The sequence below is a fragment of the Frigoribacterium sp. ME-P-080 genome, assembly GCF_030209595.1.
Taxonomy (GTDB): Bacteria; Actinomycetota; Actinomycetes; order Actinomycetales; family Microbacteriaceae; genus Frigoribacterium.
In genome coordinates, this window is sequence record NZ_JARVRR010000009.1 from 137,634 (window position 1) to 158,353 (window position 20,720).

The 20,720-nt window shown below is 74.1% G+C and carries 16 protein-coding genes; 8 read left to right on the top strand and 8 right to left on the bottom strand.

Features of this window, described 5'->3' with window-relative positions; translation table 11 throughout:
• Positions 1 to 3 precede the first annotated feature (3 nt).
• Complete coding sequence (locus QRN23_RS13780) at positions 4 to 537, bottom strand: MarR family winged helix-turn-helix transcriptional regulator (RefSeq protein ID WP_123570910.1); 534 nt, start codon at positions 535 to 537, stop codon at positions 4 to 6.
• A gap of 103 nt (positions 538 to 640) precedes the next feature.
• Between QRN23_RS13780 and QRN23_RS13785 the strand changes: the two genes are divergently transcribed.
• From QRN23_RS13785 to QRN23_RS13805, 5 genes are all read left to right on the top strand, one after another.
• Complete coding sequence (locus QRN23_RS13785; RefSeq protein WP_285063848.1) at positions 641 to 2,029, top strand: glycosyltransferase 87 family protein; 1,389 nt, start codon at positions 641 to 643, stop codon at positions 2,027 to 2,029.
• Between the two features lie 137 nt (positions 2,030 to 2,166).
• Positions 2,167 to 2,577, top strand: a complete 411-nt coding sequence (locus tag QRN23_RS13790) for a YtxH domain-containing protein (RefSeq protein WP_123570908.1) — start codon at positions 2,167 to 2,169, stop codon at positions 2,575 to 2,577.
• Positions 2,570 to 2,998 carry a phage holin family protein gene (locus QRN23_RS13795; protein ID WP_056049738.1) on the top strand — a complete coding sequence of 143 codons (429 nt, stop codon included), beginning with the start codon at positions 2,570 to 2,572 and terminating at the stop codon, positions 2,996 to 2,998. The genes QRN23_RS13790 and QRN23_RS13795 overlap by 8 nt, the downstream gene beginning before the upstream one ends.
• On the top strand, positions 2,979 to 3,395 hold the full coding sequence (locus QRN23_RS13800; protein WP_159825593.1) for a DUF3618 domain-containing protein: 417 nt from the start codon (positions 2,979 to 2,981) through the stop codon (positions 3,393 to 3,395). Before QRN23_RS13795 ends, QRN23_RS13800 begins: the two co-directional genes overlap by 20 nt.
• A gap of 3 nt (positions 3,396 to 3,398) precedes the next feature.
• A complete protein-coding gene (locus QRN23_RS13805; RefSeq protein WP_199859768.1) occupies positions 3,399 to 4,586 on the top strand; it encodes a YihY/virulence factor BrkB family protein in 1,188 nt (395 codons plus the stop codon).
• A gap of 112 nt (positions 4,587 to 4,698) precedes the next feature.
• Here QRN23_RS13805 and QRN23_RS13810 read toward each other — a convergent pair whose 3' ends face one another.
• From QRN23_RS13810 to acs, 3 genes are all read right to left on the bottom strand, one after another.
• Positions 4,699 to 5,496: an isocitrate lyase/PEP mutase family protein gene (locus tag QRN23_RS13810; RefSeq protein WP_056049731.1), complete on the bottom strand. Its 798-nt coding sequence runs from the start codon at positions 5,494 to 5,496 to the stop codon at positions 4,699 to 4,701.
• A gap of 59 nt (positions 5,497 to 5,555) precedes the next feature.
• Positions 5,556 to 6,161 (bottom strand): nitroreductase family protein, encoded by a 606-nt coding sequence (locus QRN23_RS13815; protein WP_123571164.1) that lies wholly within the window; start codon positions 6,159 to 6,161, stop codon positions 5,556 to 5,558.
• Between the two features lie 96 nt (positions 6,162 to 6,257).
• Positions 6,258 to 8,315 carry an acetate--CoA ligase gene (acs, locus tag QRN23_RS13820; protein ID WP_285063851.1) on the bottom strand — a complete coding sequence of 686 codons (2,058 nt, stop codon included), beginning with the start codon at positions 8,313 to 8,315 and terminating at the stop codon, positions 6,258 to 6,260.
• A 162-nt stretch (positions 8,316 to 8,477) separates the two neighbouring features.
• Between acs and QRN23_RS13825 the strand changes: the two genes are divergently transcribed.
• Together QRN23_RS13825 and QRN23_RS13830 are read left to right on the top strand one after the other, a co-directional pair.
• Positions 8,478 to 10,748 (top strand): acyltransferase family protein, encoded by a 2,271-nt coding sequence (locus QRN23_RS13825; protein ID WP_285063852.1) that lies wholly within the window; start codon positions 8,478 to 8,480, stop codon positions 10,746 to 10,748.
• A 192-nt stretch (positions 10,749 to 10,940) separates the two neighbouring features.
• The gene (locus QRN23_RS13830) at positions 10,941 to 13,457 is read left to right on the top strand and encodes a S8 family serine peptidase (RefSeq protein WP_285063853.1); all 2,517 of its coding nucleotides are present in this window, start codon (positions 10,941 to 10,943) and stop codon (positions 13,455 to 13,457) included.
• An 18-nt stretch (positions 13,458 to 13,475) separates the two neighbouring features.
• On the opposite strand, the gene QRN23_RS13835 is transcribed toward QRN23_RS13830, so the two are convergent.
• Genes QRN23_RS13835 through QRN23_RS13845 form a run of 3 tightly spaced genes read right to left on the bottom strand, consistent with a single transcriptional unit; the run spans position 13,476 to position 17,742 of the window.
• Positions 13,476 to 16,280 carry an FtsX-like permease family protein gene (locus QRN23_RS13835; protein WP_159825585.1) on the bottom strand — a complete coding sequence of 935 codons (2,805 nt, stop codon included), beginning with the start codon at positions 16,278 to 16,280 and terminating at the stop codon, positions 13,476 to 13,478.
• Positions 16,277 to 17,005, bottom strand: a complete 729-nt coding sequence (locus QRN23_RS13840; protein ID WP_056049874.1) for an ABC transporter ATP-binding protein — start codon at positions 17,003 to 17,005, stop codon at positions 16,277 to 16,279. The genes QRN23_RS13835 and QRN23_RS13840 overlap by 4 nt, the downstream gene beginning before the upstream one ends.
• A complete protein-coding gene (locus tag QRN23_RS13845) occupies positions 17,002 to 17,742 on the bottom strand; it encodes a PadR family transcriptional regulator (protein WP_159825583.1) in 741 nt (246 codons plus the stop codon). Before QRN23_RS13845 ends, QRN23_RS13840 begins: the two co-directional genes overlap by 4 nt.
• 289 nt (positions 17,743 to 18,031) lie before the next feature.
• On the opposite strand from QRN23_RS13845, the gene QRN23_RS13850 reads away from it, so the two are divergent.
• Positions 18,032 to 19,201 carry a LacI family DNA-binding transcriptional regulator gene (locus QRN23_RS13850; protein ID WP_200413473.1) on the top strand — a complete coding sequence of 390 codons (1,170 nt, stop codon included), beginning with the start codon at positions 18,032 to 18,034 and terminating at the stop codon, positions 19,199 to 19,201.
• Between the two features lie 101 nt (positions 19,202 to 19,302).
• Here QRN23_RS13850 and QRN23_RS13855 read toward each other — a convergent pair whose 3' ends face one another.
• The gene (locus QRN23_RS13855) at positions 19,303 to 20,679 is read right to left on the bottom strand and encodes a globin domain-containing protein (protein WP_056049708.1); all 1,377 of its coding nucleotides are present in this window, start codon (positions 20,677 to 20,679) and stop codon (positions 19,303 to 19,305) included.
• Positions 20,680 to 20,720: the final 41 nt, after the last annotated feature.

The following is a 20,720-nucleotide window of genomic DNA, read 5'->3' on the forward strand; positions in this document are numbered from 1 at the left end:
CGCTCAGGGGCGCCAGCCGAGGTTGAGTGCAGCCCTGCGCAGGAAGCGCACCGTGGTCGCGTGGGCTCCCGGCTCGGCCCCCCGGACCGTCTCGTCGCGGATGCCCTCGACCACGTCGACGAGCTTGCGGTGCGCGAGGCTCCCGCGCTCGGTGAGGGCGTAGCGATCGTCACCGACCCCGTCGGTCGCGAGGCTCACCCAGCCGCTCTCGACCAGCTCGGCGAGGTGGTCCGAGCTGGACTCGCCCGTGGCCGGGTCGAGGAAGGGCGCGACGGCTCCGTCGAGTGCTGCGCGGGTCGTTGGGCCGCGCTCCAGCAGGTTGAGCAGCTGCCACTGCCGGCGGGTGACCCCGTGTTCGTCGAGGACCTCCTCGAAGCGCCGGTCGATCAGCCCGTCGACGAGCCTCAACCAGAAGCCGATCGGGCGCCCCCGGTCGACGGCCAGGTCGTCGTCGACGCTTCCGAGCTCGTCGGGTGCGTGCGTGTCGTCGGTCGGCGGGGTGACCTCGCCTGCGTCTGCGGAACGTCGTCGGTCCATGGTCGGCACCGTACACCGGTCGGACCTCCGTCTCGAGAGTGATCTTCCGATGGATTCACCTGCCGGAAAGACAACGGCAAGGACGCGGCCGTACATTCGAGGCGTGACCACCTCGAGCGCCGTCGCGCCTGCGCCCCTCCCCACGCGCCTCCGCCGGACCTGGTCGCGCGTGCAGGCGCATCCGCGCGGGCTGCTCTACGGCTTCGTCGCCGTGCACGCCGCCGTGTTCCTGGCGCTGACGCCGCTGATGATCGGCGGCGGGGTCAGCGGCGACCTGCCGCTCTACCGCCTGTGGGCGACGGGGGCCCTGAGCGAGGGCGTCTGGCCGGTCCTCGACTTCTCGTGGGTCTACCCGGCCGGGGCGATCGTCCCGATCGTGTTGCCGAACGTCTTCGGCGAACAGCACTACCAGTTCGTCTGGCTGGCCCTGCTGACCGCCCTCAACGCCGTCGCGCTCTGGCTGCTGACCGACCGCGGTCGTCGCACGGTCGACAACCGGGCAGCCTGGTGGTGGCTGCTCGTGACGCTCGTGCTCAGCCCCGTGGCCTTCCTCCGGCTCGAGGGGTTCAGCGCGCCGCTGGTCGTCGCCGCCCTCATGCTGCTGTCCACGCGTCCGCGGGTGGCCGGGCTGCTGCTCGCCGCGGCGACCTGGATCAAGGTCTGGCCCGCCGCCGTCATCGCGGCGGTCGTCGTCGGGTCGCGTCACCGGGCGGTCGTGCTGCGCGGGGGCGTGCTCGTCACCATGGTCGTCGTGTCGTGCGTGTTGCTCGGCCGCGGGGCCGACGACATCACGAGCTTCGTGACGATGCAGTCGGGACGGGCGATGCAGCTCGAGGCGACCCTCTCGACGCCCTGGCTCTGGATGGCCATGCTGCGCGTCCCCGGCGCCTCGGTCTACCAGAACGTCGCCCTCGCGACGCGCGAGGTCATGGGCCCGGGCGACACCTGGATGATCAACGACAGCACGCAGGTCATGCTCGCCGTCCTCGTGCTGCTGGCCGGCGTGCTGGCCGTGGCGACCTTCGGGCTGCCCCGGTGGGCCGAGCCCGGGAGGCGCGGGGCGGCGGGCTCGGCGCCCACCGCGGCCGTCGTCCCGGCTCGCGATCGCGGCGACGAGTTCGGCACCGTGCTGCTCGGCGCCCTCACCCTCACGCTCGCGTTCGTGGTCTTCAACAAGGTGGGGTCGCCGCAGTACCTGCTCTGGATCGTGCCGATCGTGGCCGTGGGCTACGCCTCGCGTCCCGAGGCGTTCCGGACGCCCGCCGTGTTGACCGCCTGGGCCTCGGGGCTCACGACGCTCGTGTTCCCGATCCTCTACCGGCCGCTGATCGAGCTCAACCCGGTCGCCGTGCTCGTCCTGGGTGCCCGCAACGGCCTTCTCGTGGTGCTGTTCTGCTGGTGCGCGGTGCGCCTCGTGCGACTGGCGGTCGCCACGGTGCGCAGCGACGCGCTCGAGGTGGGCGTCCCGCTCGTGGCGGCCCGCGCCTCCTGACCGCGGTGTCGGGGGCGGCTCGTCCCCAGGCCGGCGCCGGGCGGCGTCGTCCCCGGTCGCCCGGTCAATCTGAGCCGTCCACGCCGGGTCGTGCCAGCGTGGAAGGCCTACCTGCCACCACGAGCCAAGGAGCACTCATGAAAGGCAAGATCCTCTTCGTCGCAGGAGCGGCCGTCGGATACGTCCTCGGAGCCCGCGCGGGTCGCGGCGCGTACGTCAAGATCAAGGACCAGGCCGAGAGCCTGTGGGAGAACCCGACCGTCCAGAAGGGCGTCCAGCAGGCCGAGGGCTTCGTGAAGGAGAACGCTCCGGTCGTCGCCAAGAAGGCGCAGGACGTCGCGAACGACGCCGCCCACGCGGTCGGCTCCAAGGCCAAGTCCGTCTCGGGCAAGGGCTCGGGCGCCACCGACAAGGTCGCCGCCAAGGCCACCGAGGCAGCCCACAAGGCCGCCGACAAGGTGGACGAGAAGGCCGACGACGTCAAGAAGCAGACCTCGGGCACCAGCCCCGACGACGACAAGCTGCCGGGGGTGACGGTCGGTGAGTGACCTGAAGGCACCCGAACAGAGCACCAAACGTTCGCTCGGCTCGTTGATCGGCAGCCTGCCCGAGTTGATCTCGCGCCTCATCCGCGGCGAGATCGCGCTGGCCAAGACCGAGCTCGCCACGAAGGCCAAAGAGGCCGGGGTGGGTGTCGGCTTGTTGGTCGGAGCCGCACTGTTCGGCTTCTTCCTGCTCGCCGTGCTCATCACGGCCGGCGTCCTGGGGCTGGCGACGGTCGTCGCCCCCTGGCTCGCGGCGCTCATCGTCGCCGCCGTCCTGCTCGTGATCACGGCCGTCCTGGCCCTGCTCGGCATCAAGGCCCTCAAGAAGGGCGTGCCGCCGACCCCCGAGAAGGCCGTCGCCAGCGTGAAGGCCGACGTCAGCGCGTTGAAGGGGCAGGGCAGCTATGACTCCGAGAAGCACTGACGCAGGAGACCACGAGAAGCACGGCGGGTCGAAGCACGGGAAGGGCGACCAGCCCGACCCCCGTGCCGAGCTCGCCGAGGCGCGTGCGGCCGAAGAGCGCGACGACGCCCACGGCAGCACGTCTCCCGACAAGGACGCCGAGAACGCGGCCGGGCCACGCGCCGGCGCGAGCATCCCCGAGATCGAGCTCGACCTCGCCCGTACCCGTGAAGAGTTCGCGGCGACGCTCGACGCCATCGAGGACAAGCTGAGCGTCCCTGCCCACGCCCGTCGGCTGAAGGCGAGCGTCTCACGGCGCCTCGACCGCGACCCGAAGCCCGTCGTGGCGGCCGCAGCGGCCGGCACCGTCGGCGTCGTCGCGCTCGTCGCCGGCATCGTCAAGACGATCAGGCGCTGACCGATGGCGCAGAAGAGCACCGAGCGCGAGCAGCAGTCACCCGACGCCGACGACTCGCGCAAGCCGCAAGACCTGTCGGACGTCTCCAAGCCCTCCTGGGGGTACGTGCTGGGCAAGACCCTGCGCGAGTTCACCCGTGACCAGTGCACCGACCTCGCCGCCGCACTCACGTACTACGCGGTTCTGGCGATCTTCCCGGCGCTGCTGGCGATCGTGTCGCTGCTCGGCGTCGTGGGGCAGGCGGACTCGACGGCCAAAACGCTGCTCGACCTGGTCTCACAGTTCGGGTCGGAGGACGTCGCTGCTCTCCTGCGGGGTCCCGTCGAGCAGCTGACCGAGTCGTCGGCCGCCGGTGTCGCCCTGATCGTCGGTGTGCTCGGTGCCCTCTGGTCGGCCTCCGGCTATGTGGGCGCCTTCGGGCGGGCCATGAACCGCGTCTACGGCATCGACGAGGGGCGTCCGATCTGGAAGCTCCGCCCGACCATGCTCGGCGTCACGGCGTTCACGGTGGTGCTCATCGTGGTCGCCGCCCTCATCCTGGTGATCAGCGGTCCCGTGGCCGAGACGGTCGGCGACCTCGTCGGACTGGGCAGCACCGCGGTGTTCGTCTGGGACATCGCGAAGCTGCCGATCCTCGCGATCATCGCCGTCGTGATCGTGGCGGTGCTCTACTACTGGGCCCCGAACGTCAAGCAGCCCAAGTTCAAGTGGATGAGCCTCGGGTCGCTCGTGGCCCTGGTCATCTGGTTGGTCGCGTCCGTGGGGTTCGCGTTCTACATCGCGAACTTCTCGAACTACAACAAGACGTACGGCTCGCTCGGTGCGGTCATCGTGTTCCTGCTGTGGCTCTGGATCACGAACAACGCCCTGCTCTTCGGGGCCGAGTTCGACGCCGAGCTCGAACGTGGTCGCGAGTTGCAGGCCGGCCTCCGGGCCGAGCGCGACATCCTGCTGCCACCCCGTGACACGGCCCAGAGCGAGAAGAAGGCCGCGGCCCTCGCCAAGGACGAGCTCGCCGGCATGCGACTGCGTCAGGCCGCCGCCGCGACCATCGAGCGGAACGGCGACGAGGTGCCCGAGCCGGACGGCGAGGGCGGCTCCGAGGCGTCCGAGTCCGACCGGAAGAAAGACGAGCGCGCCGGGGACGGGCACTCGAAGGGCGATCGTTCGAAAGGCGACCGCGACGACTAGGTGACGTCCCTTGACGACGCGACCCGCGCCTCCTCGGCTCTCACGAGCTCGGGAGGCGCGGGTCGCGTCGTTCGTCAGCCGGTGGGCGAGCCCCGCCCGCACCGGCCGTCGGTCAGAACGAGAAGCCGAGCTCGGCGGGGTAGTCGCCCCGCGCGGTGAGGGTGGTGGCGGCGTCGCGCAGGTGCGAGAGCGTCAGGCCCATCGTGGTGGGCCCGAAGCTGACGCGCGAGACGCCGAGCTCGGCCAGGCGGGCGAGCGGCACGGACGACGGGTTCGAGATGACGCTGACCTTGCCGTCGATCCGGTCGAGGGCGGCCTTCACGAGGTCTTCGGTGCCCAGGCCGAGGACGAAGGCGCAGTCGGCGCCGGCGTCGAGGTAGGCGTTGGCGCGGGTGACGGCGTCGTCGAACGAATCCGGGTCGCCGGCCAGGGCGTCGACCCGGGCGTTGATCACGATGGGCACCCCGGCGCGGTCGCCGGCGCGGCGGGCGGCGGCGATCTTCGAGACCTGGGTGTCGATGTCGTAGAGGGGCGCCTTGGCCTGGCCGATGCTGTCCTCGATGTTGAGGCCTGCGGCGCCCTCCTCGATCAGGCGGAAGACGTTGTCGAGCGTGCCGGCGGCGTCGGTCGCGTACGCCTTCTCGAAGTCGACGGAGACGGGCAGGTCGACCGAGCGGATCACGATGCGGGCGGCGGCCAGCATGTCGTCGACGTCGAGGCCCTCGCCGTCCTCGACGCCGTGCGCCTCGCTGATCGAGTGGGAGGCGGTGGCCAGGGCCTTCACGCCCGGTGCGCCCGCGACGATGCGCGCGGTGATGCTGTCCCAGACGTTCGTCACGATCAGCGGGTCGCCGGGGACGTGGAGGGAGCGGAGGAGTTCGGCCTTCTCGGCCGTGCTGGAGATCGACATGCGCCCAGCCAACCAGCCCGGGCTGGCAGGCACCAGCCCGGGCTCGCCTCGCCGAGCTGCTAGTCGCGCCGCAGGACGAGCTCGCTGAGCGGCAGGCGCTCGCGAGGGGCGGTCTCGCGCTCGGCGAGGGCCTCGATCAGCTTGTCGGCCTCGTCGACGACGCCGACGGCCGTGACCGTCACGGGCTTGAGGTTGTCGGTCAGGCCGAACGCGGCGACGATCTCGTCCCACTCGACGCCGGCCATCTGGTGCGTGTGGAAGCCCTCGGCGTGTGCCTGCACCGTGAGGTGGGCGACGGCCTGGCCGAGGTCGTACTCGGCCCACTGGCGCACCTCGCCCTCGACGGTCGAGGTCTCGGCGACGGCGACGACGAGTGCGGACGCGTTGCCCGCCCAGGCGGCGTTGAAGCCCATGAGCGCCTTCACGATCGTGTCGAACGTGGCCGTGCCGCGACGGCCGACGACGAAGCGACGCGGCTGCGTGTTCGCGGCCGACGGTGCCCAGCGGGCGGCCTCGAGCAGGGCGTCCAGCTGACGGTCCGAGATCTCGGCGGTCGGGTCGAACGAGCGGGGGCTCCAGCGCTCGTCGAGCAGCGGCACGAGCGGCACGCTCGTCTCGGCGGTGCGGAGGGTGGACGGGGCGGCGGTGGTCTCGGAGATCGACATGACGACGCTTTCTTCTCGGAACGGGACGGGGGAGGCGAGGCGCGTCATCGGGCCCCGACCACGGTAACCCTCGGTGTGGGCCGGTGATTCCCGACCTCAGGAGGCGCGGCTCGCCTCCGCGAGGATCGCCGCCACCCGGCCGGGCACGGTCTCGTCCTGCAGGCTCGTCGTGTCGCCGAGCGGGCGGCCGTCGACGATGTCGGCCAGTAGCCGCCGCATGATCTTGCCCGAGCGCGTCTTGGGCAGGTCGGGCACGACGAACACGGTCGCGGGCTTGGCGATCGGCCCGATCTGGTCGGCCACGTGGGCGCGCAGCACGGGGGACAGCGACCCCGCGAGCGGAGCCCACACCGACGGCTCGGCGACGTCGCCGGCGTCCCGCACCGCGCCTCCTTCCGGCCGTGTCGACGGCACCACGAACGCCGCGATCGCCTGGCCGGTGCGGTCGTCGGCCACGCCGACGACGGCGGCCTCGGCGACGGCCGGGTGCGACACGAGCGACGACTCGATCTCGATGGTCGACAGGCGGTGCCCCGACACGTTGATCACGTCGTCGACCCGGCCGAGCACCCAGATGTCGCCGTCCGCGTCGTACTTCGCGCCGTCGCCCGAGAAGAACCAGCCCTGCCGCCAGTAGGTCGCCCAGTAGCTGTCGCGGTATCGCTCGGGGTCGCCCCAGACCGTGCGGGCGAGCGCCGGTCCGGTCCGCTGCACGACGAGGTAGCCGCCGCTGCCGTTCGGCACGCGCTCGCCGGCGTCGTCGACCACGGCGGTCGAGAGCCCGGGCAGCGCCCGCAGCGACGAGCCGGGCTTGAGGGTGTCGGCACCGGGCAGCGGGGCCATGACGGCGGCCCCCGTCTCGGACTGCCACCACGTGTCGACGATCGGGCACCGGCCCCGGCCGAACTGCTCGTGGAACCAGACCCACGCCTCGGGGTTGATGGCCTCGCCGACCGTGCCGAGCAGGCGCAGCGACGACAAGTCGTAGGTGTCGGGCAGTCCCTCGGGGAACCACGACGACAGGGTCCGCACCAGCGTCGGCGCCGTGTAGTAGGTGGTGACGCCGTAGCGCTCGATGATCTCGAGGTGGCGGGCGGGGTGCGGGGTGTCGGGCGTGCCCTCGTAGATCACCTGCGTCAGGCCGTTCGACAGCGGGCCGTAGATCTCGTAGGTGTGCGCCGTCACCCAGGCGAGGTCGGCCGTGCACCAGTGCACGTCGTCGGGCTTCGCGTCGAAGACGGCCCAGTGGGTCCAGTTCGCCTGCGTCAGGTAGCCGCCGCTCGTGTGCACGAGTCCCTTGGGCTTGCCGGTGGTGCCGCTCGTGTACATGATGAACAGCGGCGTCTCGGCGCCGAAGTACTCGGGTTCGTCGGTGTCGGGTTGCGCGTCGACGACGTCGTGCCACCAGAGGTCGCGGCCGTCCGTCCACGGCACGTCGGGCGTCTGCTCGCCGGTGCGCCGCACGACGAGGACGTGCTCGATCTCGTTGTCGCCGCTGACGGCGTGGTCGGCGTTCGCCTTGACCGGCACCGCGGACCCTCGTCGGAACTGCCCGTCGGTCGTGATCAGCAGCTTGGCCCGTGTGTCCTCGACGCGGAACTTCAACGCCTCGCCCGAGAAGCCGCCGAAGACGAGCGAGTGGATCGCGCCGAGTCGGGCGATGGCGAGCGTCACGACGATCGTCTCGGCGATGACCGGCAGGTAGACGACCACCCGGTCGCCCTTCTCGACGCCGAGCGATCGCAGGCCGTTGGCGGCCTTCACGACCTCGCGCTGCAGTTGTGCGTAGGTGATGTCACGACGGTCGCCGGGCTCGCCCTCGACGTGCAGGGCGACCTTGTCGCCGAGGCCGGCGTCGACGTGCCGGTCGACGCAGTTGACGGCGACGTTGAGCGTTCCGTCGGCGAACCAGGTCGCCTCGGGCACGGTGAGCGTCCCGTCGGGCCCCTCGGTCACGGGCTTCCAGGTGTGCGCGACCGTCCACGGCGTGTGCCAGTCGAGCCGCTGCGACGCCTCGGCCCAGAACGCGACGGGGTCGGCGGCCGCGCGGGCGTGCTCGGCCGAGGTGACGTTGGCCCCCTCGACGAGCGCAGGAGGCGCGGAGAAGGTCCGTCGCTCGTCGAGCAGGTTCGAGATGGTGTCGCTGGTGGCCATGCGTCCCACGCTACGGGCGGCACGTCGGTGGTGGGCGTCGCGGGGCAACGCTGCGTAACGCGCGGGGACCGTGGCGGCGACGGCTGAGACCGTCGGCTCTTGTCGTTCAGGATGCGACGTGAGATATTTGTATGTCACGTGATTCCGACCCGAGAGAGAAGCATGTCCGACTCGACCCCCCACCGTCCTCCGTCCGCTCCCTCGTCGTCGCGTCGGGGCGGTGCTTCCTCGACGGGCGGCGGGTCGGCAGGATTCCGTCGCGACGTCCAGGGGTTGCGCGCCGTCGCCGTCGTCGCGGTCGTGCTCGAGCACGTCTCGGGCTGGCCGCACGGCGGCTTCGTGGGCGTCGACGTCTTCTTCGTGATCTCGGGCTTCCTGATCACCGGGTTGTTGCTCCGTGAGCACGCCCGGACGGGCCGCATCTCGCTGGCCGACTTCTACCGTCGCCGGGTCCGACGCCTCCTGCCGGCGGCGCTCGTCGTCGTCGTCGCGACCCTGCTCGCCGCGACGGTCCTCCTGCCCGACCGCCGCGTGGTCGGGCTCGGGGTCGACGCCCTCTACTCCCTCGCCTTCGTGGCCAACTGGCACTTCGCCGCCGTGGGCACCGACTACTTCACCGCCGACGGGCCCGTCTCGGCGTTCCAGCACCTCTGGTCCCTCTCGGTCGAAGAGCAGTTCTACGCGTTCTGGCCGCTCCTCGTGATCGTCGTCCTGGGCGCCGGGCTCCGGCGTCCCGGGCGGCCCGCACCCGTCTCACGCGAGGCGGACACGGGGCCTGGCCGGCGGCTCGTGCTCGCGGCGGTGATCACCGCCCTCTGCGCGGCGTCGTTCGTCTGGGCCGTGGTCGACACGGCGGGCGACCCGACGGGAGCCTACTTCTCGACGCTGACCCGGGTCTGGGAACTCGGGCTCGGTGCCCTGGCGGCGCTGGCCGTTCCGCTGACCCGGCGGTTGCCGCGGGCGATCGGCACGACGCTCGGCTGGCTCGGTCTCGTCGGCATCCTGGCGAGCGTCGTGGTCGTCGACGGGCAGACCGCGTTCCCGGGCCCGTGGGCAGCGCTTCCCGTGGTCGCCACCCTGGCGGTCGTCGTGGGCGGCGGCGTGCCCGGGGCCGTCGCACCGGCGCCCCTGGCGAACCGGGTCACCGACTACCTGGGTGCGATCAGCTACTCGCTCTACCTCTGGCACTTCCCGATCGTCGTCATGATCCGCGCGGTCGTGCCCGAGGGCGAGCTGCTGGCCTACCCCCTGTCGCTCGGCTTCGCCGTGGTGGGTCACCACCTCGTCGAGAAGCCCTTCATCTCGTCGCCCCTGCTCGCCCCGCGACGCGGCGAGGGCCGTCGTCGGCTGTGGCGTCGCTGGGCCGACGACCAGGCGCCGTCCGCCGGTCGAGCCGCCCTCGGGGGCCTCGGCATGCTGGCCGTCGTGATGGTGGTGGCCGCGGTGGTCTCGGTCCGGCCCGTGGCGGCGCCGCCCGTGCTCCCGCCCGTCGCAGGGGGCACCGGCCTCGGGGCCTCCGTCGAGGCCGGGGCGTCCGACGGCGGTGCCGACGGCGACGGCTCCTCCGGTCCGGTCGGTCCGGCCGAGGGGGCGATGGCCGAGTCGGTCCGGGCCGCGCTGGCGGCGACCTCGTGGCCGACGTTGACCCCCGACCCGGGCGACACCATGCCGTTCGGGGCGAACAACGACTGCGGTCGCGTCGATCTGCCCCTGCCGCGCGCCGAGTGCACCTTCGGCACCGGCGACAAGACGGTCGTCCTCGTGGGCGACTCGACGGCCGCCGCCGAGCTGGACGCCGTGGTCGAGATCGTCGAACCGGACGACAGCGGGTGGCGCCTGGTCGCGCTGCCCCTGTTCGGCTGCCCGTTCGTCGATCTTGCCGTCGCCCAGAATTCCGACCCCGAGAGCTGTACCACCCACCAGGCCGACGCCGTCCGGACGATCGTCGAGACGGCACCCGACCTGCTCGTCGTCACGAACTCCTTCGTCCCGTTCGAACACGCCGACACCGGCGCACCCGTCACGCCGCGCGAGTACGCCGAGGCACTGCAGCGCCAGCTCGAGTCGGTGGGCGGCGCGGCGACGCGCACCGTGTTCGTCACGCCCCCGCCGGCACACCGGTCGCTCGACGACTGCTACCGCCCGGGCGGTTCGCCGGTCGACTGCATCTCGTCCGTGTCGGCGGATCACGCCGCCAACCTCGCCGAGACGCAGAAGACGATGAGCGCCCTGGGCGGTTCCCTCGTCGACACGTCGCGGTTCCTCTGCGTCGACGGGCTCTGCCCCGCCTTCGTCGACGACGTGCCCGTCAAGCGGGACTTCACCCACTACACGGGGGCGTTCGACGCCAAGCTCGCCCCCGTGCTGCGCGAACTCGTCTTCGAGGCCGAGGCCGAGGTCGAGGCCGAGGGCGAGGGCGACCCGGCCGCCTGACGCCCGGACGAGCACGGGCCGCCGGGCCGCCGGTCCGCCGGTCCGCCGGTCCGCCGGTCCGCCGGTCCGCCGGGCCGCTGGTCCGCCGGGCCGCCGGGCCGCCGGGTCGACGCGCGGCCGGGTCGGCGAGTCCCTCGAACGGGAGGCGGGATCGTGACCCCGTCGTGACCGGTCGCCGCCTATCGTTGCCAGGTGACCCACAGCCCTCGACGCCGTCCCGCTCGTCGATCGACCCGTGCCGTGGGTGGGGCAGCGCTCGCCGCGGTCCTCGTGTTCGCACCGGTCACGGCCGTCGCCGCGGACGCCCCGGCGACCGCCGCCTCGTCACCGGCCCCGACCGCCTCCGCGTCACCGGCCCCGACCGTCTCTTCGTCACCGGCCCTCGCGGCCGACGTGCCCGAGCTCTCCGCGCCCGCCTCGAGCGCGACGCCTGCCGCAGCCCCCGCCGCGGCTGCCGTCGATGCGATGAACTACGTCGTCAACGCGGTGCCGGGCGCCGTCACGACCGAGGCGGCCTCGGCCGCGGTGGTCGCCGCGGGCGGTACCGTCCTCGCCCGGTGGGACGAGATCGGGGTGGTGACCGCTCGGTCGACCGCCGCCGGTTTCGTCGACCGGGTCCGCGCCTCCTCGTCCGTCGAGTCGGCCGGTCCGACCCGGACGGCCGCCGTCCGTGCGACGCCCGACGCCGACACGGGGGGCGACGCCGAGTCCTCTGCCGTCCCGTCGACGGGAGTGCAGGCGACCGGTCTGGCCGAGCGGGTCGCCGACGTCGCCGATCCCGGCGAGGAGCGGCGGTGGAACGACCAGGCCGTCCACGCCGCCGAGGCGCGTGCGGTGCAGCCCGGGAGCCCCGACGTGCTGGTCGGCGTGCTCGACAGCGGCATCGACGCGACGCACCCCGACCTCGTCTCGCAGGTCGACCCGGCCGCCTCCGTGGGTTGCAGCGTGGACGGCGTCGCCGACCCCGACCCCGCCGCCTGGGCGCCGTCGTCCGACGCCGCGACGAGCACCCGCGAGCACGGCACGCACGTGGCGGGCATCATCGCCGCGGCCGACGACGGCCGGGGTGTCGTCGGGGTCGCCCCGGGCGTGCGGTTGGCCAGCGTCAAGGTCGTCGACGCGGACGGCTTCATCTACCCCGAGTACGCGATCTGCGGCTACATGTGGGCGGCGCAGCAGCAGATGGACGTGACGAACGCGAGCTTCTTCGTCGACCCGTGGGCCGCCTGGTGCTCGGCCGACCCCGACCAGGCCCCGGCCCTCGACGCGGTCGCGCGGGCGGTCGCCTGGTCCCAGCACGAAGGCGTCCTCGACGTGGCGGCCGCCGGCAACGCCACGGTCGGTGCCGTCGCCGTCGACCTCGCCCACAAGACCGCCGACTCGCTCAGCCCGAACGACTCGACCCCGCAGCCGGGGCGCGACGTCTCGCAGGGGTGCTCGCAGCTTCCCGCCGAGGTCGACGGCGTCGTCACCGTCTCGTCGGCCCAGCAGGGCGGAGGCGGTTCGATCGAGAAGTCCCGGTTCTCGAACTACGGTGCGGGCGTCGTGGACCTGACGGCCCCCGGGGCCGCCGTGCTCAGCACGGTCCCCGGTGGCGGGTTCGCCGCCCTCAGCGGGACCTCGATGGCGGCTCCGCACGTCGCCGGGGTCGCGGCCCTGCTGGCGAGCGTGCACCCGGGCGCGACCCCGGCCGAACTGCGGGACCTGCTCGCCCGGCAGGCCGGCGGCGAGACCCCCTCCGAGTACTTCGGGGCCGGCATGGTGGACGCCTTCGCGGCCGTGACCGAAGACCTGGGACGCGGGGCGGTCGCCGTCGCCCCCGACGGCGTGCTGCAGGCGGGCGCTGCGGCCATCCTGCGGGGCGCCGGCTTCGTGCCCGGTGAGACGGTCCGGGCCGAGGGCGAGGCGTTCGACGACTCGACGTCGACCGTCGCCGATCAGCGCGGCCGGGTCCAGCTGCCCGTCCGGCTCTCGCCCGGCACCCCGACCGGTCCCCTGTCGTTCTCCGTGGTCGGGTCGTCGGGCTCGGGCGCGGTCGTCGACGTCGAGATGCAGGAGGCGCTGGCCGGCCCGGTCGTCACCTCACCGGCCGACGGCGACCGTCTGCCCTCGGGGCAGGCCGTGGTCGTCGAGGGCACCTCGGTCGACTCCGCCCGCGTCACCGTCACCGTCGAGCCCGCCGGGAGCCCGCTCGCCGGGGACCTGCCCGCCGGGGACCTGCCCGCGACGGCCCGGGCCTCCGCGGCCGCTCCCGCCGCTGCCGAGTCGTCGACGGTCCGTGCCGAGCAGGACGGCACGTTCCGCGCGACGTTCGCCGGCCTCGCCGCGGGTGCCTGGCAGGTCTCGGCCGTCACCTGGACCGTGGACGACGTCGTCTCGGCGACCGGTCCCGTCGTCCTCTTCGCCGTCGACCCGGTCCCGGCTCCCGTGCCGGGTGACGAGGCCGGCGTCCCGGCCGAGCCCGGGGCCGCACCGGCCGGTCCGGGGTCGGCGTCGCCCACGCCGGGCGCCTCGCCGGGCGAGACCGTCGTCCCGGCGGGTGCCCCGGGGCACCCGCTCGCCGCCGACCCGGCCCGCGCCTCCTCGGCCGCTCTCGCGTGGACCGGTTCGGAGCCGGGGCCGGTGGCCCTCGCCGCCCTGTTGATCGTCGCGGTCGGCGTGGTCGGCGTCGGCGTCGGGCGGCGTCGTCGCGTCGACGAGACCCGCTAGCGGCGGCCCGCCTGCTCGTCAGTCCAGCACGGGTCGTCGCACGAGGGAGGCCGGTCGACGGCTCGTGAGTGCACTGCCGGCGGCGACGACGAGGGGAAGCCCGACGGCCACGACGGCGAGCACCCACCACGGTGGGGCGAACGGCAGGTCCGAGGCCCAGACCATGGCCCCCGTCGGCACCAGCCCCAGGATCGTGCCCAGCACGGCACCCGTGCCGACGACCACCACGCCCTGCCAGAACGACATGGCGCGTCGCTGGGCGTCCGTGCCTCCGACGGCCTGCATGGTCACCTGGTCGCTCAGCCCCTCGGCGCGGGCCAGCCCCAGGGCGACCGCTGCCGCCGCGGCGCAGACGAGGGTCGTCGCGAGGAGTGCCAGGACGAGGGCCAGGTCGAGGCCCCGATCGACGGGACTCGTCTCGACCGTCGCCCGGCCGTCGGTGGCGGTGGTGACCTCGGCCCGGAGGCCGGCGGCCTCGTCCTCGGTCGGTTGCCGGTCGGTGGCCATCACCACGGCACGCTGGGTCAGCTCGAAGCCCAGCCGCTCGGCGGTCCCGGGGCTCATCAGGACGGCCCCGGTGCTGAGCGTCGTCGGACGCTGGACGACGGCCGGGAGCGACACGGACGTCGAGGGGGTGGCCGAGGCGTCGAAGCCGTCCTCGACCTCGGCCGGGGTGGCGAGACCGATGGTGGCCTCGCCCTCGACGACGAGCGACGGGTCGAAGGCGATGACGCCGCCCGACTCGAACGCGGCTCGGGCGGCCGTGGACGGAGCGGCCCCCAGGGTCACGGCGAGGCCGTCCTCGTCGGTCACGATGATGTTGTCCTGTGACGTGAACGAGCCGAGCGGGTAGTCGCAGGCCGGGTCGGCATCGGTGATCCGCTGCGCCTCACGGGACGACAGGCCCTCGAGGCGCCCCGTCGACGAGTCGCAACGGTCGGGGACGGTCAGCACGGCCCACGGCGTGACCGCGTCGACGGCGACCGGGGCGCCGTTCGAGTCGTAACCGCTGGGGACCGGGGTCTGCCACACGGCACGGTCGCTCACCGGGAGGCCGCGCGCGACGGCGGCGACGGCCGCGGAGTCGAGCGAGGCCGCCTCGGGGGAGCCGCCCGGCACGCGGAGGTCGGACGCCTGGTCGTACGAGATCGCCACGGTGCCCGCCGGGTAGGGGCGGTAGAAGGAGTCCTCGGACTGTCGTGCGGCCGCGGTCGACATCGAGACGCCGAACACCGCGACGAACACCGCCGTGGTGACGGCCGCCACGGCGGGAGCCGTGCGGGCGACGCCGTGGGAGGCGTCGCGCAGGGCGAGCCGCAACGGCACGGGTGCGAGCGTGGACGCGCGCCCGAGCCGACGGACGAGCGCCGGCACGAGCAGCAGGACGCCGACGAGGGCGGCCACGGCGGAGACCGCGAGGCCGACGAACGCCGCCCACCACCAGCGTGAGCCGACCGGGACCGAGGTGGCGTACGAGACCCATCCCGCCCCGAAGCAGGCGAGGACGCCGCCGACGACGAGGACGCCGGCGAGCACGGCGGATCGTCGGCCGCGGCCGCGGTCCGACGCGGCGTCCACCGCCCCCGAGGCCGTCCCGCCGCGCAGCGAGTCCATCACGTCGACCCGGGCGGCACGGCGCGCGGGCACCACGGCCGCGATCCACGACACGGCGACGGCGAAGAGTCCGATGCCCGCGACCACGACGCCGGGGACGTGGACGCCCCAGAAGGCGAACGGGCCCACGTCGACGCCGGCTCGACGGGCGAGGGCCACGACGCCGATGCCGAGGTCGACTCCCACGGCGAGACCGGTGACCGCGGCGACGACGCCGACCCACACCCCCTGCCGCGTCACGATCCGGGTCAGCGTGCGCTGGTCGGCCCCGACCGCGGCCAGCACGGCCAGCGTGCGGCGTTGCCGACGGGCCCCGACCCCGAAGGCCGCCCCCGCGAGCAGGGCGACCTCGGCGCCGGCGAAGACGGCGAAGACCACGCCGAGGGCGGCGTAGGTGCCCGTGCTGCCGTAACCCGCCTCGCTCTCGAGCCCGGGGGTGCCCTCGGGCGGGGGGTCGGCGACGACCGCCGCCGACCAGACGACGAATCCCGCGCGTCCCAACTCGCGCACCTCGCCCCAGTCGACGGCGTCCCCCACGAGGTACTGCTCGGACGACGTCGACGACGCCGAGGCCGTCGACGACGGATCGGGCAGGCCCGCCGCCAGGTCGTCGCGGGCGAACACCTGCCGGTCGTCCGTGCCGCCGCCGACCTCGGACATGATGCCGACGACCGTGACCTCGAGGTCGCGCGGGCCGTCGGCGCCGGGGACGCGGTGCACGGTCGTGGTCGATCCCGTCCCGAGCCCGTCGTCGCGGGCGAGGGCGGGCGTGACGAGCACCTCATCGCCCCGCTCGGCGGCGCGCCCCCGCTCGAGCACGTAGCGGCCCTCGAAGGCCGGGTCGGTCACCGGTCCGATCACGACGCCGGCAGGGGACGTGCCGACCCGGGTCCAGAGGGTGCGCAGGGTGAGCGTCCGCTCGACCCCGGGCACGACGTCGGCCGGCGCGCGGTAGGTCACCTCGTCGCCCGACCACTGGTTCAGCCCCCGGACGGACTGCCGGGTGTCGTAGCCGGTCCAGTGCACCCGGGCGGCCGTCTGGCCCAGCGTCGAGGTGATCTCCTGCCGGGTCGTGGGCATCGCGCTCGCGACGAGCACCGCCGCCCCCGAGGCGCCGGCCACGGGCAGCGCGATCAGCAGCATGACCATCACGTACTCGCGCAGGCGCCTGAGCACCTGTCGACGCGCGACGAGGCCGCCGGCCGTCACCGCGCCTCCGGGGTCAGCAGCGACTCGGGCCCCCGCGGCGCGGACTCGTCGACGAGGCGGCCGTCGCGGAGGAACACGATCCGGTCGGCCCAGGCGGCGTGGCGGGCGTCGTGCGTGACGAGCAGGCCCGCGGCACCCGCGTCGACCCGTTCGCGCAACAGGCCCATGACCTCGTCGCCCGTGCTGCTGTCGAGCGCGCCGGTCGGCTCGTCGGCGAGCACCAGGCGACGGCTGCCGACCAGGGCGCGGGCGATCGCGACGCGCTGCTGCTCGCCGCCCGAGAGCTCGGCAGGGAAGGCCCGTCCTCGAGCGGCCAGGCCCAGGGTGGCCAGCGCGTCGTCGGCGGCACGCCGGGCGGCACGGGTGCCGATGCCGTCGAGTTCGAGCGGCAGGGCGACGTTCTCGGCCGCGGTCAACGTCGAGACGAGGTTGAACTGCTGGAACACGAAGCCGACCGACCGTCGTCGCACCCGCGCGACCTCGGCCGCGCTCAGGTCGGCGAGCCAGGTGCCGTCGACCTGCACGTGCCCTGCGGTCGGCGTCGTCAGGCCGCCCGCGATCGCCAGCAAGGTCGACTTGCCCGAGCCGGACGCGCCCATGACGGCGACCAGCTCGCCCTCGAGGACGGTCAGGCTCACGCCGTCGAGGGCAGTGCGGGCGAGGTCGCCGGTTCCGTGTTCGTGCCCCACCGCGAGCAGGGTCAGCACCTCGGCGCGCTCGGTCACGACCGACCTCGTGCGGCCCGCGCCGGCCCCGGCGTCCGGGCAGGGGACCCGGGCCCGCTCGTCGTCGGGGCCACGGCCTCGACCGCCCACTGCCGTTCGGCGAGCGACGCCCGGCGCAGGCTCGACTCGACGTGGTCGAGCCAGCGCACCTCGGCCTCGGCCGCGAAGATCATCGAGTCGACGACGAGGCGCCAGGCGAACTCGCCGGGCGCCTCCGGGTCGCCCCCGGCGTGCTTGGTCCGGGTGAGTCGCTGCAGCTTCGCCAAGGAGGCGCGGCGCTGCGTCTGCACGAGCGTCGCCACGTCCACCCCCGGCAGGGTCGCGGCGAGGGCGAACTTGAGCGGCAGCTCGTCACGGGTGGCGTCGGGGGTGTCGACGGCCGTTCCGAGCCAGTGGGCGACCTCGGCCCGTCCGGCGGCCGTGATGCGCCAGAGTCGCTGGTGTTCTCCGGCGGCCTGCCCGGTGCCCGCCACCGAGGCCTCGGCGGCGGGCGACCCGTCGGACCCGGGCGATCCGTCGGACCCCGGCGACCCGTCGGCCTCGGGCGACGTGTCGCGGGGCGAGGGCTCGTCACGCTCGACGAGGCCGTCGCGGTCGAGCCGGTCGAGGGTGGAGTACACCTGGCCGACGTTGAGCGGCCAGGTGGACCCGGTGCGTCGGTCGAACTCGCTGCGCAACTGGTAGCCGTACCCCGGGCCCTGGTCGAGGATCGCCAGCAGGCCCAGTCGCACGGTCACGGGGCCGCCTCGCCGTCCGGTCGTGCCGTCACGTGGCCTCCTGTGGTCGAGTCGCGGCGTCGCCTCGTGGCGCCCGTGCATACCGAGTATGCCCCGCATCGTCGACTCCGACAAACGGCACCCGCGACGTCCGTCGACGGCGCCCTCGACGGCGCCCGCGTCGACGTCCGCGCCGGCGGCACCCGACGGCCGTCCCGCACCGGCCGGGGCAGGAGGCGCGGGTCGGCCCCGGGCACCGACCGACCTAGGATGGTCCGCGACCCGCCGCCGCCCTCCTGGAGGACCTCTCGTGACCAAGGCCCCGACCGTCTACGACGTGGCCGCCCACGCCGACGTGTCGATCGCGACGGTGTCGAGGGTGCTGCGCCGTCCCGACGACGTGCGCCCCGAGACCCGGAGCCGGGTGCTCGAGTCGGTGCGTGCCCTCGGCTACGTGCCGAGCGGCGCGGCCCGCGGCCTCGCCGGCCGACGCACGGGCGTGCTCGGCCTCTTCCTGCCGGGCCACGACGGCATCGACGGCCCCGAACCCGACTGGGCCCGGGTGTCGGACGCCTCGCGCATCCCGCTGATCGACGATCGCGAGCGGGCGGACCCGCCGACCGTCGTCGACCCGGGCCGCGGTGCGACGACCCTCACCGCGCCTCCCGAGGTCGACCCCGGGTCGAACCCGGCGAACCTGTACTTCGACGAGGTGCTGCGCGGCGCCGAGGTCGAGGCCTGGCGACGGGGCTTCGCCCTCATGGTCGCCGCCGGGCGGGGGTCGAGCCGCGAGGTGATGGTCAACGACATCGCGGGTCGGGTCGACGGGCTCGCGGTGCTGGCCCAGACGGTGCCGGGCGACCTGCTGGCGCACGTGGCGCGACGCATCCCGGTCGTCGTGCTCGCCGACTCGCGACCGGGCGACGACCTCGACCACGTCGGCGTCGACAACGTCGCCGGCATGCACGCCCTGACCGACTTCGTGCTGGGGTCGCGGGGGGTTCGCGACGTCGCCTACGTCGCCGGACCGTCCGACTCGCCCGACGAGCTCGACCGTCACGCCGGTTTCGACCGGGCCGTCGAGGCGCACCGCGCGGCCGGCGCGCGCGTCACGGTCCGGGTCGAGCCGGGCGAGTTCTCCCGTGCCGGCGGTCGTCGCGCGGCGGCGGCCCTGCTCGAGGCCGGCGACCTGCCCGGAGCCGTCCTCTGCGCGAACGACCAGTCGGCCCTCGGCGTCCTCGACGTCTTCGGCGAGCAGGGCGTCGACGTGCCCGGTCGCGTGCTCGTGACGGGGTTCGACGGCATCGACGCCGGCCGGTTCTCCCGGCCCCGGCTCACCACGGTGCGTCAGCCGATGGGCGAGCTCGGCCGCATCGCCGTCCGGACGGTCGTCCGGCGACTGACCGACCCGGGAGCACCGGCGCAGCGGGTCACCCTGCCGGTCGAGGTGCTGCTCCGCGAGAGCTGCCCCGCGCTCTGAGCGTGGCCCGCCCGCGAACCCGCCGGCGCCTCCGCCCGCGAGCTCGCCCGCGCCTCCGCCCGCGAGCCCGTCGGCGAGCCCGGCAGCGCCTCCGCCCGCGCCTACCCGAGTCCGCGCTGCCCGGTGTCGGCACCCGTGACGCTGCCGTCGTCCGGCCCGAAGACGAAGTAGTGCACGCGGTCGGCGTCGACGCCGTGACCGATCAGGGCCGCCCGGGCGATCGCCATGAACGGCACCGGCCCGCACAGGAACACCCGGTGCGACGCGGTGAGGTCGACCCGGGCCAGGTCGATCGGGTCGAGGTAGACCCCGGGCCCGTCGATGGACGCCTCGGCCAGCGCGCTGAGCGCCGACAGCGACCCCTGCGTGTAGCTGACCCGCAGCGTCGCGTTCGGCATCGACGCGACCAGCGCCTCGAGCTCGACGCGGTGGGCGTGCCGCTCGGGGGTGCGCTCGAAGTGCAGGACCGTCACGACGCGGTCGGGCTCGGTGCGGGCCAGGTGGTCGAGCATGCCGAGCACGGGCGTGCAGCCGATGCCCGCCGAGACGAACAGCAGCGGGGCGTCGTCGAGGTCGTCGATCGTCAGCGACCCGATCGGGGGCGAGACGCTCACCACGTCGCCCACCCGCAGCTCGCGCATCAGGTGCGACGAGACCTCGCCGTCGGGGGCGGGCGGTTCGCCGACCAGCAGCCGTGCGCTGATGCGCCACTGCTCGTCGTGCCCGCCGCGCAGGCTGTACTGCCGGATCTGCCGGGCTCCGTCGGGCAGCCGCACCTGCACCGACGCGAACTGGCCGGCACGGTACCGCGGCAGCGTCTCGCTGTCGGCCGAGACGAGGGTGAGTGCGACGACGTCCTCGGCCTCGACGCGGTGTTCGGTGACGAGGGCCTCGCGCCACTCCTCGCCCGGCTCGAGGTCGGCCTGCCGGTAGATCGCCTCGACCGTCGTCACCATCTCGTCGCGGGCCTGCCGGTAGACGGCCGACCACGCGTCGGCGACCTCGGCCGTGAGCCGGGGGCCGAGGGCGGCCGCGAACGCGTCGCCGAGGTGCCGCTCGAACAGGTCGTACTCGTCGCGGGTGACGCCGAGCGCCGCGTGCCGCTGGGCCAACCGGGAGACGATCTCGCCGGGCGTCGCCGGTGCGAGGGTCGGCGCCCCGGCCTGGCCGACGGCGTCGGCGTCGCCGTCGACGCCGGACGGTCCGCCCCCCGAGGAGGCGCGATGCCGGTCGCCACCGGCGGCACGCGTCGACCCCGGGGCCGCGTCGAGGACGGCCTGGGCGAGCGCCACGATCGTGCGGGCGAGCTCGCGCTGCTGCCGCCCCTGGGCGAGGTCGCCCCGGTTGAACTGGTCCCGCAGCAGATCGGGTCGCGTCGCGAACAGGCGGCGGTAGAAGTCGTCGGCGATGTCGTGCGCCCGCTCGGCGACCACGGGCAGCGAGGCGCGGAGCGCTCGCAGCTGCGTCGTGCTGGCCATGCGGGTCCCTCCGGTCGGCCGGGGTGCCGTGACCGGCACCC

Coding starts and splice junctions, on each gene's coding strand:
- QRN23_RS13780 (WP_123570910.1), bottom strand. CDS start 537: ATGGACCGACGACGTTCCGCAGACGCAGGCGAGGTCACCCCGCCGACC.
- QRN23_RS13790 (WP_123570908.1), top strand. CDS start 2,167: ATGAAAGGCAAGATCCTCTTCGTCGCAGGAGCGGCCGTCGGATACGTC.
- QRN23_RS13800 (WP_159825593.1), top strand. CDS start 2,979: ATGACTCCGAGAAGCACTGACGCAGGAGACCACGAGAAGCACGGCGGG.
- QRN23_RS13805 (WP_199859768.1), top strand. CDS start 3,399: ATGGCGCAGAAGAGCACCGAGCGCGAGCAGCAGTCACCCGACGCCGAC.
- QRN23_RS13810 (WP_056049731.1), bottom strand. CDS start 5,496: ATGTCGATCTCCAGCACGGCCGAGAAGGCCGAACTCCTCCGCTCCCTC.
- QRN23_RS13815 (WP_123571164.1), bottom strand. CDS start 6,161: ATGTCGATCTCCGAGACCACCGCCGCCCCGTCCACCCTCCGCACCGCC.
- acs (WP_285063851.1), bottom strand. CDS start 8,315: ATGGCCACCAGCGACACCATCTCGAACCTGCTCGACGAGCGACGGACC.
- QRN23_RS13825 (WP_285063852.1), top strand. CDS start 8,478: ATGTCCGACTCGACCCCCCACCGTCCTCCGTCCGCTCCCTCGTCGTCG.
- QRN23_RS13855 (WP_056049708.1), bottom strand. CDS start 20,679: ATGGCCAGCACGACGCAGCTGCGAGCGCTCCGCGCCTCGCTGCCCGTG.